This window comes from Micromonospora lacuserhaii, from assembly GCF_036902735.1.
In the GTDB taxonomy this organism is placed as follows: domain Bacteria; phylum Actinomycetota; class Actinomycetes; order Mycobacteriales; family Micromonosporaceae; genus Micromonospora.
In genome coordinates this window covers 61,905-77,740 of the sequence record NZ_JBAKHO010000026.1, presented here as the reverse complement: position 1 = coordinate 77,740, position 15,836 = coordinate 61,905, and the positions used below count along the sequence as shown (strand labels likewise).

Here is a 15,836-nt window from a genome sequence, read left to right as displayed (position 1 = left end):
CCTGCCGCTGTCCGCCGCTCAGCCCGACGGCGCGCCGTCCGGCACCGGCCCGCCACCCGCCGCGCGGCCGGGCGCCGGCCCACCGTCCGGTGCCGCGCTGCGGACCACCGTGGACGCCGCCACGGCCGAAGCGGTGCGCGAGCTGGCCCGGGCCGAGCGGGTCAGCCTGCACATGGTCGGGCTGGCCGCCTTCGCCACCCTGCTCGGCGCGGCCACCGGCCGGCACGACCTGCTGATCGGCGTCGCCTTCGCCGGCCGGACCAGCGTCGCCGCCGAACAGAGCGTCGGTTGTTACGTCAACACGCTGCCGCTGCGGCTGCGTCCCGCGCCAGACCGCTGCTTCGCCGACCTGCTCGACGAGGCCCGCCGGGTCACCCTGCTCGCCGCCGCCCACCAGGACGTCCCCTTCGACCTGCTGGTGGAGCGGCTCCGACCGACCCGCCGGCCGCACCGCAACCCGCTGGTGCAGGTCGCCTTCGGCGTGCAGAACGCCCCGCCGGCCCGGCACCGCGGCGCGGCCGGTGTCGAGTTCACCGGCGTGGAGCTGACCCCGGACACCGCCCGGCTCGACCTGACCCTCTGGCTCGACGAGCGGCGGGACGGGCTGGAGGCGCTCTGGACGTACCGCACCGACCTGTTCGACCACGACGGGGTGCTCGCGTGGCACCGCCGGTTCACCGCGCTGCTGCGTACCGCCGCCGCCGACCCCCGGCGCAGTCTGGCCGACTGCGCCGACATCCCTGGGAGCGAGACATGACTGAGCAGACCCGGGTCGCGCCGAGCATCCCCCGGCGCCGCCGCGAACGGCACCTGGTGGAGGTCCACCCCGACTGGCCCGGCGGCCCGCTGCCGGCGCTGGTCCGGGCCAACGTGCCCGACGTGGACCTGGCCGGCTGGCTGGCCGGCCACCGCGACGAGGTCGACGAGCTGGCTCGCCGCGCCGGGGCCGTGCTGTTCCGCGGCTTCGCCGTGGCCGGCGCCGCAGACTTCCGCACCGTGATGGCCGCCCTCTCCGCCGACGTGCTCAGCTACGGCGAACGCTCCTCACCGCGCAGCCAGGTCACCGAGGGGGTGTACACCTCCACCGAGCACCCCGCCGACCAGCCGATCGAGCTGCACAACGAGCAGTCGTACACGGTGAACTGGCCGCTGCGCATCGTGTTCCACTGCGAGGTCGCGCCGGCCGCCCGCGGACGCACCCCGCTGGCCGACAGCCGCCGGGTGCTCGCCCGGCTCCGCCCCGAGACCGTCGCCGAGTTCGAACGGCGCGGGGTGCTCTACCGGCGCAACTACCTGCCCGGCATCAGCCTCTCCTGGCAGACCGCGTTCCAGACCGAGCGGCGCGAAGAGGTGGAGGCGTACTGCGCCCGGGCGCTGATCGACGTGGAGTGGGTGGGCGAGACGCAGTTGCGTACCCGGCAGGTCCGCCCGGCGGTGCGCCGGCACCCGGTCACGGGGGAGCGGACCTGGTTCAACCACGCGCTGTTCTTCCACGTCACCTCCCTGCCCGACGACGTCAGCGCCGGCCTGCGGGCCGCCCTCGACGAGGAGGACCTGCCCTACCAGACCGCGTACGGGGACGGCACGCCCATCGGGGACGAGGTGCTGGCCGAGCTGCGGGCCGCGTACGCCGCCGAGACCCGCTCGTTCGACTGGCAGCGCGGTGACGTGCTGCTGGTGGAGAACATGCTCGTCGCGCACGCCCGGGAGCCGTTCACTCCACCCCGACGGATCCTCACCGCGATGTCCGACCCGGTCGCCGCACCCGAGCTGACCGAGGTGGGGGACCGGTGAGCGGGCCGGCGCGGCGTCGGCGCGGCACCGGCACGGTCACCTCGCCGGTGTCCCGGCGGATGCTCGTGGACGAGGACTTCGTGCTGCTCGTCGAGGCGGGCGTCGGAGATCTCGACCTGGCCGGCTGGCTCGCGGGCCGGAGCGAGGAGCTGCTGCGGGACCTGGACCGCTACGGGGCGGTGTTCTTCCGCGGCTTCGAGGTGGGCACCGCCGACGACTTCAGCCGGGCCGCCCGGGCGGTCAGCCCGGATCTGCTCGGCTACCTGGAGCGGGCCGCCCCCCGCCATGAGGTCGCCGACCGGGTCTTCACCTCCACCGAGTTCAACGCCGAGCAGTGGATCCCGCTGCACCACGAGATGTCGTACTCGCACAACTGGCCCACCCACCTCTACTTCTGGTGCGCGCAGCCGGCCACCGGCAGCGGTGGGGCCACCCCGCTGGCCAGCGAGCGGGTCATCACGCCGTTGATCCCCGCCGATGTGCGGGAGCGGTTCCTCCGCTCCGGCGTCCGCTATGTGCGCAACTACGGCCCGCACCTGGACCTGCCCTGGCAGGAGGCGTTCCAGACCACCGACCGGGCGGAGGTGGAGGCGTACTGCACCGCCTCGGCGACCGAGTTCACCTGGCTGGGCTCCGACGGGCTGCGGACGCGGGCCCGGCGGCAGGCGGTCGCCACGCACCCGCGTACCGGGGAGACGGTCTGGTTCAACCACGCCCACCTGTTCCACGTGTCCAACATGCCGGCCGAGGTGTCCGGCGCGCTGCTGCGCGAGTACGGCCCGGAGGGGCTGCCCCGCAACGCGTACTACGGCGACGGCGAGCCGATCCCCGACGAGGTGGTCACCGGCATCCGCGAGCTGTACCGGCAGCACGCCGTCTCGGTGCCCTGGCAGCGCGGGGACGTGCTGGTCGTGGACAACTTCCTGGCCACGCACGGGCGGGAGCCCTTCAGCGGCGACCGGCAGATCCTCGTCGCCATGTCCGACCTCTACGTGAACCGGAGTCTGCTGTGAACGGATACCGTCTGTCGCCGATCCAGCGCCTGGCCTGGGCGGGGAAGCAGGACCTGGTCCGGGCCCGGGTCCGGCTCACCCGCCCGCTGGACCGGGCGCGGTTGCAGGCCGCCGTCGACACGGTGGTGGCCCGGCACGAGGCGCTGCGGCTGACCCTGCTGCACCACCCCGGCCTGCGGGTGCCGTTGCAGGACGTGGACGACACCCGCGCCGTGGTGGTCGGCGCGCAGGGCGACCTGTCGGTCACCCTCACCGACGACGCCCTGGAGCTGACCGCCACCCCGTTGATCGCCGATCCGGCCAGCCTGCGCCTGGTCCTCGCCGATCTGGCCCGGGCCTACGCCGGCGAACAGCTGCCGGACGACCCGGAGGCGCTGCAGTTCCTCGACGTCGCCGAGTGGCAGCTCGAGGAGCGCGAGCAGGCCCCGGCCCCCACGCCCACCGCCCCGGCCGCACGGCTGGTCAGCCCGCACGGGGACGACCCGAGCGCGGTGGTCACCGCGACCGTGCCCGCCGCCACCCTGGCCGCCGCCGCCCGGCCCGCGGGTGTCGAGCCGGCCACCGTGCTCCTCGCCGCCTGGGCCCTCGCGGTGTCCCGCCGCGCCGAGGCGCCGGACGGCGCCGACGAGGCGGACCTGGTGCTGGCCCGGTGGAGCGACGGCCGCCAGGCCGCCGGCACCGCCGACGTGGTGGGTCCGCTGGGCGGCTACGCCCCGCTGCGGCTGGCCCTGCCGCTGCCCGCCGGCCCCGCCGAGCTGCTGGCCGACGTCCGCGCCGCCGAGGACGCCGCCGACGACACGTTCCACCTGGTCGACCCGGTGGACGAGCAGTCCGAGGCGGTGGCCGGGTTCGCGGCGCCGCCCGCCGTGGACCCGACCACCGTGGCCGGCCTCCACGGCGTCGCGGTGGAGGTCGTCGCGCCGTCGCCGGCGGCCGGTCCGCAACTCACCGCACTGACCGACGGTGACCGGGTCACGCTGCGGGTGGTGGGCGGGCAGTGGCTGCTCGACACGCTGCTGGCGATCCTGCGGACCCTGCCCGCCGCGCTCACCGAGGGCGCTCCGCTGACCCTGCTCGGCGACTCCGAGGCCCGCTTCCTGGCCGACGCGGCCGGGACCACGGCTCAGGCGTCGGGGCGTACCCTCGTCGACCTGCTCGACGCGGGCCTCGCCGGCGCCGACGCCGACGCCGCGGCGGTGGTCGCTGCCGACGGCACGTACACCGTCGGTGAGCTGCGCGAACGGGCCGCCCGGGTGGCCGGCGCACTGGCCGCGCGGGGGCTGGCGGGCGCCCCGGTCGGGGTGCTGGCCGCCCGGTCCCGGGACACCGTCGTGGCGTTCCTCGGCGTGCTGCGGGCCGGGGCGGTCTTCGTCCCGCTCGACCCGGAAGCCCCGGCGCAGCGCCTCGCCGCCCAGGTCCGCGCGGTCGGCGCGGAGGTCGTCGTCGGCGTCGGCGGTCCGGCGACCGTGACCGTCGACGACCTCACCGCGGCCGGTGGCCCGCCGCCCGCCGCCGGGCCCACGCCGGCCGACCCGGCGTACGTGATCTTCACCTCCGGCTCCACCGGTACGCCCCGCCCGGTGCAGGTATCGCACGGCGCCGCCGCGCACCTGGCCGACGCGCTGGAGCGCACCGTGTACGAGGGCAGCCGCCCGGGGCTGCGGGTGGCGGTGAACGCCCCGCTCACCTTCGACGCCTCGGTGAAGCAGCTCGTGCAGCTGGGCCACGGCCGCAGCCTCTACCTGGTGCCCGAGGAGGTCCGCCGGGACGGTGCGGCGCTGGCCGCCGCGCTGGCCGACCACGGCGTGGACGTGCTCGACCTGACCCCCTCCCAGCTGCGTATCCTGCTCGCCGGTGCGGGGGAGACCCGGCTGCCCGGCCTGCTGCTGCTCGGTGGTGAGGCCATCGGCCCGGACCTGTGGGAGACGGTGGCGGCGTTGCCCGGCGTCCGCGCGGTCAACCTGTACGGCCCGACCGAGTGCACGGTGGACACCAGCGTGGCGCAGGTGCGCGCCGGGGACGCCCCGACCATCGGCCGGCCGCTGCCCGGCGTCGCGGTCTGGGTGCTCGACGAGCGGCTGCGGCCGGTGCCGCCGGGCGTGGCCGGGGAGCTCTGCGTCAGCGGGCCGCAGCTCGCCGACGGGTACCTGGGTGATCCGGAGACCACCGCGCGGCGGTTCGTGCCGGTGGCTCTGCCGTCCGGCCGCACGGAACGGGTGTACCGCACGGGTGACCGGGTCCGCTTCGACGCCGACCGGCGGCTGCGCTACCTGGGCCGGCTGGACGACCAGGTGAAGATCCACGGCTTCCGGGTGGAGCCGGGCGAGGTCGCCGCGGTCCTGCGCGAGCACCCGGAGGTCGCCGACGCCGCCGTGGTGGCCCGCGACGACGACGGGCACGGCGACCGGCTCGTCGCCTACGTCCGGCCGGGCAGCCGGGGCGCGGGCGTCGACGTCGAGCGGATCGCCGGGGTCAACCCGCACGAGACCCGCTACCTGTACGACGAGATCTTCGTCCAGCAGGTCTACCTGCGCGACGGCATCGTGCTGCGGCCCGGGGCGACCGTGCTCGACGTGGGCGCCAACATCGGCATGTTCTCGCTCTTCGTGCACACCGTCTGCCCGGACGCGACGATCCACGCGTTCGAGCCGGTGCCGTCGGTGGTCGACGTGCTGCGGCGCAACGTCGCCGAGTTCGGCGTACCGGCCACGGTGCACTCCTTCGGGCTGTCCCGGGCGGCCGGGGAGGTCTCCTTCACCTACTACCCGGGTTACTCGATGATGTCCGGCCACGCCGCGTACGCCGACCCGGACGCCGAGGTGGCGGTGATCAAGCGGTACCTCGCCAACGAGCGGGACGCCGGGGCGGACGAGCGGGACGTCCTGCTCGACCGGGTCGACGAACTGCTCGCGGAACGCTTCGCCGGCCGGGAGTTGACCGTGCCGGTCCGGCCGCTGTCGGCCGTCCTCGACGAGCTCGCCCCGGAACGGATCGACCTGCTGAAGATCGACGTGCAGCGCGCCGAGGCGGACGTGCTCGCCGGGCTGGAGGAACGGCACTGGCCGCTGGTCGCGCAGGTCGCCATGGAGGTGCACGACGCGGTCGGCACCGACACCGAGGGCCGGCTGGCCGAGCTGATCGCGTTCTTCACCGACCGTGGCTTCGACGTCGTGACCCGACAGGACGACCTGCTCCACGGCACCGACCGGCACACCCTGCACGCCGTGCGTCCCGAGTACGCCGCCGATCCGCGCCCGGCGGTGGTCGTCCCGGCCGAGCCGGCGGCCGGCCCGCTGGAGGAGCGCCTGACCGGCTGGCTGGCCGGCCGGCTCCCGGCCCACCTGGTCCCGGCCGCGGTGGTGCTCCTCGACGAGCTGCCGCTGACCCGCAACGGCAAGCTCGATCGGGCGGCGCTGCCCGCGCCCCGCCTCGACCGGCCCCGGGACAGCGCGGCGGTGGCGCCCGCCAACCGGGCCGAGGAGATCCTGGTCGAGGCGTGGCGCGAGGTCCTCGGGGCGGCGACCGTCGGCGTGACCGACAGCTTCTTCGCCCTCGGGGGCGACTCCATCCGCAGCATCCAGATGCAGGTCGCGGCGAACAAGCGGGGGTTGTCCTTCCGGCTCAGCGACATCTTCACGTACCAGTCGATCCGAGAGCTCGTCGCGCACGGGCAGCTCACCCTCGACGGCGCCCCACCGGCCGCGGAGGCCGGACAGGACGGGCGCTTCGCACTGGTGGCCGCCGTCGACCGGGAACTGCTCCCCGCCGGGCTCGCCGACGCGTACCCGATGACTGCCCTCCAGCAGGGCATGGTCTACCACTGCGAGCTGACCGGCGACCCGGCGATGTACCACAACGTCACTGCCCACCGGATCGCCGCGCCGCTGGACGTGGCGGCGTTGCGTCGCGCGCTGGCCGCGCTGGTGGCCGCCCACCCGGTGCTGCGGACCGGGTTCGCGCTGGGCGCGTACTCCGAGCCGTTGCAGCTCGTGCACGCGGACGTGCCGGTCGAGGTGCCGGTGACGGACCTGGCCGACGTCGACCCGGGGACCCGCCGGGCGCGGGTCGACGACCTGGTGGCCCAGGAGCGGGTACGCCCCTTCGACTGGGCCCGCCCGCCGCTGCTGCGGCTGCACGCCGTCCGGGAGGACGCCGACGCGTTCACCCTGATCGTCGCCGAGTACCACGGCATCCTTGACGGCTGGAGCCTGCACCTGTTCCTCACCGACCTGCTGGCCGCGTACGACGGGGAGCGGGCCGGCGCGGTCCGCCCGCTCCGCCCGGGCCTGCCGTTCCGGGAGTACGTGGCGGCCGAGCGGCGTGCCCTGGCCGACCCGGTCACCCGCCGGTTCTGGCTGGACGGCCCCGGCGCGGTGCCGCCGCTGCTGCTCGGTGGGCCGGCCCCCCGGACCACCACCACCCGGCGGGTGCCGTTGGAGGCGGGTACGACCGACGCGGTCACCGGGGCGGCCCGGACCGCCGGGGTGCCGGTCAAGTCCTGGCTGCTCGCCGTCCACCTGCGGCTGATCGGCGAGCTCTCCGGCCGGGACGACGTGGTCAGCGGCCTGGTGGTCGGCGGCCGGCCGGAGGGGGACGGCAGCGACGCGACCCTCGGGCTGTTCCTCAACACCCTGCCGGTGACGGTGGAGCTGGGCAGCCGGTCCCTGGCCGAACTGGCCGCCGAGGTGTGGCGGGCGGAGCGGGAGCTGATGGGGCACCACCGCTTCCCGCTCGCCGAGATCGTCCGCGCCGGTACGGCCGGCGCCCGCTTCGACCACTTCTTCAACTGGACCCACTTCCCGAACGGGCCGGCGGACGGCGGCAGCCGCATCGTGGACAGCCGGGGTGTCACCGTGGACGTGGCGTTCAGCCTCGCCGTCGACGCCGAACTGGACGCCGACACCGGTCGCCTCGCCCTCACCGTCCAGTACGACCACCGGCACGTCGCCGCGGACCGGGTGGACGCCGTCGCCGACGGCTTCCGCCGGCTGCTGGCGGCCGACCCGACCGCGCCGCTGCCGGTCGTCGCCACCGGCGGGCCGGCGGCGCAGGACGACGGGCGGGCCCGGTGGGCGGCCCGGGTGGCGGCGGCCTGGCAGGAGGTGCTCGGGGTCGCGCCGCGCGATCCGGCGACCGGCTTCCTGGCCGCCGGCGGCGATTCGCTGCGCGCCCTGCGGCTGGTCACCGTGCTGCGGCAGCGCCACGGCAGCGACCTCACGCTGCCCGAGTTCGCGGCGCTGGGCAGCTACGGGGCACTGGTGGACCGGGTGGCCCGGAAGGAGCAGCGGTGACCGGCTTCGGCACCATCGCCGTGCACGGCGACGACGGTCTGATCCCCGGTGGGGCGGTGGCGCCGCCGATCGTGCAGAGCGTGACCTTCAGCGCCGAGTCCGACGAGCGGTTCACCGAGATCGCCACCGAGACCCGGGGCAGTGCCTTCTACACCCGGTACGGCAACCCGAACCACGCCCAGGTGGCGGCCGTGGTGGCCGAGCTGGAGGGGGCGGAGACGGGTCTGGTGACCGCCTCCGGGATGGGCGCGATCAGTACCGTCGCGCTGGCCCTGCTCTCCGCCGGGGACCACGTGGTGGTGCAGCGCAGCATGTACGGCGGCACCACCTCGCTCAGCACCGGCTTGCTGGCGCGCTTCGGGGTCTCGTGCACCCAGGTCGACCAGACCGACACCGGGGCGTTCGAGCGGGCGATGCGGCCGCGGACCCGCCTGGTGTTGGTGGAGACGCCGAGCAATCCGCTGCTGGAGCTGACCGACCTGACGGCCGTGGTGGAGTTGGCCCACGCGGCCGGCGCGCTGGTGGTGGTCGACAACACCTTCGCCACGCCGGTGAACCAGCGTCCGATGAGCGCCGGGGCGGACCTGGTCTGGCACAGCGGCACGAAGTTCCTCGGCGGCCACTCCGACGTGTCGGCGGGGGTGGTCGTCGGCTCCGCCGACCTGGTCGAGCGGGTGTGGCAGACGGCGATCGTCACGGGCAGCACCCTCGGCCCGGTGGACGCCTGGCTGCTGCTGCGCGGTATCCGTACGCTGCCGCTGCGGGTGGAGCGGCACAACGCCAACGCGCTGGCCCTGGCCCGGGCCCTGGAGGGGCACCCGGCGGTGGCCCGGGTCCGCTACCCGGGGCTGCCGTCGCATCCCCAGCATGCGCTGGCCCGCCGGCAGATGACCGGCTTCGGCGGGGTGCTCAGCGTCGACCTGACGGCGGGCCGGGCGGGGGCCGCCGCGCTGCTGGCCGGGCTGGGGCTGGCCAAGCGGGCGGCCAGCCTGGGCAGTGTCAGCACGCTCGTGGTGCACCCCCGGTCGATGTGGGCGGGAATCGTGGACGCCGAGCAGTTGGCCGCCACCGGTATCTCCGACGGGCTGGTCCGCGTCTCCACCGGCATCGAGGACACCGCCGACCTGGTGGACGACTTCCTGGCGGCGTTGGACGACGCGACCGACCCGGGCCGGCCGGACCGCCCGGCAACCGCCTGAAGCCGGGACCGAGGGGGTGACAGCGACCGGGCGGCGTGCCACCATACCGACCAGTCGGTAGCCAATCGGAAGGGGCCCGCGATGCCGGGGACGACCGCGACGCGCACCGCACACCGCACGTGTCCGCTCTGCGAGGCGACCTGCGGTCTGACCCTGACCATCACCGACGGGCAGGTGACGCACGCCCGCGGCGACCGCGAGCACGTCTTCAGCCACGGCTTCGTCTGCCCGAAGGGGGCCGCGTTCCCGCAGCTCCTCGCCGACCCGGACCGCCTGCGCCGGCCGCTGCTGCGGGTCGACGGCACGCTGCGCGAGGTCGGCTGGGACGAGGCGTTCGCCGCCGTCGAGGCCGGGCTGGCCGCCGCCCGGGAGGGTGGCCGGGACGCGGTCGCGGCCTACCTCGGCAACCCGAACGTGCACACCATGGCCGGCGGACTCTACGTGGGACCCCTCGTCCGGGCCCTCGGCACCCGCAACGTCTTCTCCGCCAGCACCGTCGACCAGATGCCCAAGCACGTCTCCTCCGGCTACCTGTACGGCGACCCGAACGCCATCCCCGTTCCCGACCTCGACCGCACCGACCTGCTCGTGCTGCTCGGCGCCAACCCCTGGGAGTCCAACGGCAGTCTCTGCACCGCGCCCGACTTCCCCGGCCGGCTGCGGGCGCTGCAGGCGCGCGGTGGCCGCTTCCTGGTCGTCGACCCGCGGCGCACCCGCACGGCCGCCGCCGCCGACGAGCACCTGCCCATCCGGCCCGGCGCCGACGCGCTGCTGCTCTTCGCCGTCGTGCACACCCTCTTCGACGAGGGACTGGTCCACCTCGGCGCGCTGGCGGAACACGTCACCGGGCTCGACGGCGTCCGGGAGCTGGCCGGGGCGTTCGCCCCGGAGCGGGTGGCCGACCGGTGCGCGGTACCCGCCCCGCGCATCCGCCGGCTCGCCCGCGAGCTGGCCGCCGCCCCGACGGCCGCCGTGTACGGGCGCATCGGCACCTGCACGGTCGCGTTCGGCACGCTGACGAGCTGGCTGGTCGACGTGGTCAACGTGCTCACCGGCAACCTCGACCGGCCGGGCGGGGCGATGTTCCCCCTCGCCGCCCACCAGCGCGGCCGTGCCGCCGGCCCCGGCAAGGGGTTCCGCACCGGGCGTTGGGCCAGCCGGGTGCGGGGCCTGCCGGAGGTCAAGGGCGAGCTGCCGGTCGCCACGCTGGCCGACGAGATCTCCACGCCGGGGGAGGGGCAGGTCCGCGCACTGATCACCATTGCCGGAAACCCCGTGCTGTCCACTGCGAACAGCGAGCGGTTGGACCGTGCGCTCGCCTCGCTCGACTTCATGGTCAGCGTTGACCCGTACCTCAACGAGACGACCCGGCACGCCGACGTGGTGCTGCCGCCACCCGACCCCGCCCACAGCGGGCACTACGACTTCGCGTTCCTCACCCTGGCGGTGCGCAACGTGGCGAGCTACTCGCCGCCCGTGCTGCCGCCGGAGCCCGATGGCCTGGACGAGTGCGAGATCCTCGCCCGGCTCACGCTGATCGCCGCCGGGCAGGGCGCCGGTGCCGACTCGGCGCTGCTGCACGAGCAACTGCTCGGCCAGGTGCTCGCCGAGGCGGCCGACGGACTGGACCGGCCGGTGGCCGAGCTGCGGGCGCTGATCGCCGGTGACCGGCCGGCCGAACGCCTGCTGGACGCGCGGCTGCGACTCGGCGCGTACGGCGATCGTTTCGGACAGCGACCGGACGGGCTGACCCTGACCCGGCTGCTTGACCATCCGCACGGCGTCGACCTGGGGCCGCTGCGGCCGCGGCTGCCGGAGGTGCTGCGCACGCCGAGCGCGACGGTCGAGCTGTGCCCGCCGCCGATCGCGGCCGACGTGGCCCGGCTGCGCGAGGCCCGGGACGCGCCACCGGAGGGCTTCGTCCTCGTCGGCCGCCGGCATCTGCGGTCGAACAACAGCTGGATGCACAACGTGCCGGCGCTGGTGAAGGGGCGGGACCGCTGCACGCTGCAGGTGCATCCCGAGGACGCGGCGAAGCTCGGCCTGGCCGCCGGGGATCTCGCCCGCGTCTCCTCGCGGGTCGGGTCGGTGGACGTCGCCGTGGAGCTGACCGCCGACACCATGCCGGGCGTGGTCAGCCTGCCGCACGGGTGGGGTCACGACGTGGCGGGAACCCGCCAGTCGGTGGCGCGCGCACACGCCGGCGTCAACAGCAACGTGCTCACCGACGAGAGGGCGATCGACCCGCTCTCCGGCAACGTCGTGCTCAACGGCATCCCGGTGCGCGTCGAGCCTGCCTGACCATCGGCCGCGACCGCCGCCACCGGCCACCTCAGGGACCGGTGGCGGCGTCGTCGACGCCTGCGACCGGGCCGGGCCGGCACGTCTTCCTCCCCTTCGTCCTCTCCCGCCACGCCAGGACACATCCGCCTCTTCGTCCCGTTTCGCCGCTCAAGGCACTGGCGTCACGCCTGTCCCGTGTGCGACCAGAAATCCGGATATGCGAATAGTGAAACATCCGTCCGGCCCCTGAGTCTGATATCGGGACATACGCGACAACCCACACATAACCTCGACCAGTGCCACTTCACACGCCTCCCGATCGGGTGCCCGACGGCCCGCAGCGGACGCTGCCGACTGTCCTGGCCCGACCCGCCCAGCCTGTGTTCGTCGACATCACCGGCACCCGTCGGCGACGGGTTCGGCGCGCGGGGGTAATGGTGGCAGCCGCCTCGCTGAGCTACCTGCCGATGGCCGCCAGCGCCCTGCTTCCCGGCCCGGCGGCGCCGGCTCAGCCCGGTCCGCTCTTCGTCAAGGGCGAGCAGCGCGAGACCGGAGACCAGCCCGGGACCGCACCCACCCGGCTGGACGGTCTGTCACCGCGGGACGTCCCGGAGCTGAAGGAGACCGTGGACTCGGCACAGCGTCGGAACGCCCCCGAGTCACGGTCGACCACTGTGCCGCCGCCCGTCGTCCCGGCGATCCGGCCGCCCGCTCCCGCGCCGGCCCCCAGCCGCCCGGCCGTTCCCGCGCCGGCGCCCGGCCGCCCGGCCGGTGGCCTTCCGGCCGACCCGCCGTCGACCTCGCCACCGACCAGTCCGCCGGCCCAGGTGCCCGGGACCTCGACCCAGCCTCCCACCGCCTTGCCGACGGTGACGCTACCGGCCACGCCCGATCTCACCCGAGGGGCGGCCGGATGATCCTGCGGAACCCTCTTCCTCCCGCCGCCGAGCACACCCATGACCGCCGACCCGGCCGCCTGGGTCTCCGGACCGGTCGGTTCGTCTGTGCCTCCCTCGTGGTGGTGGTCGTGTGCGTGCTTCTGGTGGAGGCGTACACCAACGCCCGGTTCACCCCGGACCACGCAGCCGAAGCGAAGGACCAGGGCACCGTTCCGACCGCCATCCTCGAGGGCGGGCCGGTGCTCGACGTCCGGGGCGATCAACCCCGGTCCCACCGGCTGCCCGCGAGGACCATCGCCCTCACCTTCGACGACGGGCCGGATCCGGTCTGGACGCCCCGGGTGCTGGACGTCCTGCGCCGGCACCGGGCTCCGGCCACGTTCTTCGTGATCGGTTCACAGGTGGCCCGTCACCGGGACGTGGCCCGGCGGATCGTCGTGGAGGGACACGAGCTCGGCGTACACACCTTCACCCACCCGGATGTGAGCCTGCTGCCGCCGTGGCGGCAGCGGATGGAGTACGCGCAGACCCAGATGGCGATTGTGGACGCCGCCGGCGTCCGGACGAGTCTGCTGCGATTCCCCTACTCCTCGGTGCCCGGCGCCGTCGACGACGCGAACTGGCCGGTAATCCGCGAGGCCGCCCGGCACGGCTACCTGACCGTGGTGAACGACCTCGACGGCGAGGACTGGGCCCGACCCGGCGTGGACGCGATCGTGCGCAACATGACCCCCGCTGACGGAGCGGGCGCGGTGGTGCTGCTGCACGACGCCGGCGGCGACCGGTCGCAGACCATCGCGGCACTGGACCGGTTCATCCCACTGATGCAGGCGCGCGGCTACACCTTCACCACGGTCAGCGGCGGGATGAACCGGGCGCAGCCGGGCGCTGCCGCCCTCGCCGGCAACGTCCCCGCGTCGGCCGTGGACCGCTGGAAGGCGGCCCCCGTCGTCTGGGCGATCCGGTTGGCGGACGTGGTCCTGCGCGGCCTCGGCCTGCTCTTCGTCGCGGTGGGGATCCTCGTGCTGGCCCGCACGCTGCTGCTGCTCCTGCTCGCGAGCCGGCTGGCTCGGCGGCGGCGGGCACACCGCTGGCCCTGGGGGGTGACGGCCGCACCGGTGTCGGTGATCGTGCCCGCGTACAACGAACGGGCCGGCATCGTCGCCACGGTCCGGTCGCTGGTGGCCAACGACCACCGGGACATCGAGGTGATCGTGGTCGACGACGGTTCGACCGACGGCACGGCCGACCTGGTCGACTCGCTGGGCCTCGACCGCGTCCGGGTGATCCGCAAGCCCAACGGCGGCAAGGCGAGCGCCCTCAACACCGGGCTCCTCTACGCGTCGCACGACATCATCGTCACCGTCGACGGGGACACCATCTTCGAGCCCGACGCCATCCGGCGGCTGATCGAGCCGTTCACCGACCCGCGGACCGGTGCGGTGGCCGGAAACGTCAAGGTCGCCAACCGGCGACGGCTGCTCGGTCAGTGGCAGCACATCGAGTACGTCATCGGCTTCAACCTCGACCGCCGGTTCTACGAGATGTTGGGCTGTATCCCCACCGTGCCGGGCGCCATCGGGGCGTTCCGGCGCCGTGCCCTGGTCGGCGTGGGCGGGATGAGCGGCGACACCCTGGCCGAGGACACCGACATCACGATGGCGCTCCTACGCGCCGGGTGGCGGGTGGTGTACCAGGATCGTGCCCACGCCTGGACGGAGGCGCCCGCTGCGGTGGGCGAGCTGTGGCGGCAGCGCTACCGGTGGAGCTACGGCACCATGCAGGCGATGTGGAAGCACCGGGGCGCGGTGTTCGACCGGGGCGCCTCGGGTCGGTTCGGCCGGACCGGCCTGCCCATGCTCGCCCTCTTCGGCGTGCTGCTGCCCCTGCTCGGTCCGGTGATCGACCTGCTGGCCATCTACGGCCTCTTCTTCCTGGACACGACGACGACTGCGTTGGCCTGGATCGCGATGCTGGCCGTGCAGGCGGTGACCGCCGCGGTGGCCTTCCGGCTGGACCGGGAACCGCTGCGCCCGCTGGTGACCCTGCCGATCCAGCAGTTCGCCTACCGCCAGCTGATGTACCTGGTCCTGGCCCGGGCCATGGTGACCGCGGTGACCGGTTCCCGGCTGGGCTGGCGCAAACTGAAGCGGGCCGGCGACGTGGTGGACGGCAAGCTCGTCGAGCCCTCGACGGCCGGTGCCGCCGTGGGCGGGCACGGTGGGCGCGACCGCTGGTTCGACACGCTGCGGGCGCTGGCGCTGGGCCGGGTCATCGCCTACCACATGTTCGGTGCCGCCTGGCTGAGCTTCGCCTTCCCCGCCATGGGCGTGATGTTCGCGCTCGGCGGCTCCCTGATGGCCAGCTCGCTCGACCGCTCGCCCGACCGGGCGCTCAGCAGCCGGATCCGGCGTCTGCTCCCGGGGCTGTGGGCCCTGGGCATCGTGCTCCTGCCCCTGATGGTCTGGCACGGCTGGGCGGACCGGCCCGCCTGGCCGGCGCTGCTGAGCTGGCTGGTCCCGCTGGTGCAGCCGCCGGGCAGCGCGTGGGCGGCGGACGTCACCGGCGTGCTGTGGTACCTCGTGACGTACCTCTGGCTCGTGCTGCTCTCACCCGCGATGCTGGCGCTGTACCGGCGCTGGCCGGTGTGGTCCATGCTTGTCCCGCTGGCCGGCGTGGTCATGCTGCAGACGGTGGCGCCGCCACTGGGCGCGCCGGTGGAATCGGTGCTGACCGACCTGGCCACGTTCGGCGCGTGCTGGCTGCTGGGCTTCGCGCACCGCGATGGTCGGCTGCGGCGGCTCTCGCTCACCTCCCTGCTGGCCGTGGCCGCGCTCTGCCTGGGACTCGCCCTGGCCTGGCTGGCCACCCACCCGGAGGCTGGGCTCGACCTCAACGACATCCCGGTGGCGCAGGCGTTCTGGTCGCTCGGCTTCGTACTGCTGCTGCTGCGGGCCGCCCCGCCGATGAGCTGGCTGGCTCGGATCCGGCCACTCGACCGGCTGGTGACCGCGCTGAACAGCCGTGCCCTGACCATCTACCTCTGGCACAACGCCGCGATCGCGGTCAGCTTCGTCGTCGGCGACCTGATCGGGTTCTGGCGGCTCGGCAAGCCCGGCTACCTGGTCGTGGCTCTGGTGATCCTCAGTGGCCTGGTGCTGGCCCTCGGCTGGGTCGAGGACCTCAGCGCCCGCCGTCCGCCGCGGCTCCTGCCCGGGTCCCGCCCGGCGCGGACGGCCAGCCGGGACCGTACGCCCCGGCCGACAACTCATCCGGCCGGCGCAGGCCGGGCGGACCAGTGGCAGGGGGAGGTGACGGCCGTGCGCTGAGTGCGGCCCTCAGCCGGAGAGGTCGGAG

7 protein-coding genes are annotated in these 15,836 nt (G+C 74.7%); all 7 read left to right on the top strand.

Features of this window, described 5'->3' with window-relative positions; translation table 11 throughout:
• Positions 1 to 757, top strand: a 757-nt coding sequence (locus tag V6U81_RS17570) for a condensation domain-containing protein (RefSeq protein ID WP_334490692.1), incomplete at its 5' end; no start/stop codon positions are given.
• A complete protein-coding gene (locus V6U81_RS17565) occupies positions 754 to 1,794 on the top strand; it encodes a TauD/TfdA family dioxygenase (protein ID WP_334490689.1) in 1,041 nt (346 codons plus the stop codon). The genes V6U81_RS17570 and V6U81_RS17565, both read left to right, overlap by 4 nt.
• Complete coding sequence (locus tag V6U81_RS17560; protein ID WP_334490687.1) at positions 1,791 to 2,807, top strand: TauD/TfdA family dioxygenase; 1,017 nt, start codon at positions 1,791 to 1,793, stop codon at positions 2,805 to 2,807. Before V6U81_RS17565 ends, V6U81_RS17560 begins: the two co-directional genes overlap by 4 nt.
• Positions 2,804 to 8,098: an amino acid adenylation domain-containing protein gene (locus V6U81_RS17555; RefSeq protein WP_334490684.1), complete on the top strand. Its 5,295-nt coding sequence runs from the start codon at positions 2,804 to 2,806 to the stop codon at positions 8,096 to 8,098. The genes V6U81_RS17560 and V6U81_RS17555 overlap by 4 nt, the downstream gene beginning before the upstream one ends.
• Positions 8,095 to 9,297: a trans-sulfuration enzyme family protein gene (locus V6U81_RS17550; RefSeq protein WP_334490682.1), complete on the top strand. Its 1,203-nt coding sequence runs from the start codon at positions 8,095 to 8,097 to the stop codon at positions 9,295 to 9,297. Before V6U81_RS17555 ends, V6U81_RS17550 begins: the two co-directional genes overlap by 4 nt.
• Before the next feature lie 81 nt (positions 9,298 to 9,378).
• Positions 9,379 to 11,598, top strand: coding sequence for a molybdopterin oxidoreductase family protein (locus V6U81_RS17545; RefSeq protein ID WP_334490680.1), 2,220 nt, complete (start codon positions 9,379 to 9,381; stop codon positions 11,596 to 11,598).
• A gap of 1,009 nt (positions 11,599 to 12,607) precedes the next feature.
• Complete coding sequence (locus V6U81_RS17540; RefSeq protein ID WP_334490677.1) at positions 12,608 to 15,808, top strand: glycosyltransferase; 3,201 nt, start codon at positions 12,608 to 12,610, stop codon at positions 15,806 to 15,808.
• Positions 15,809 to 15,836 lie beyond the last annotated feature (28 nt).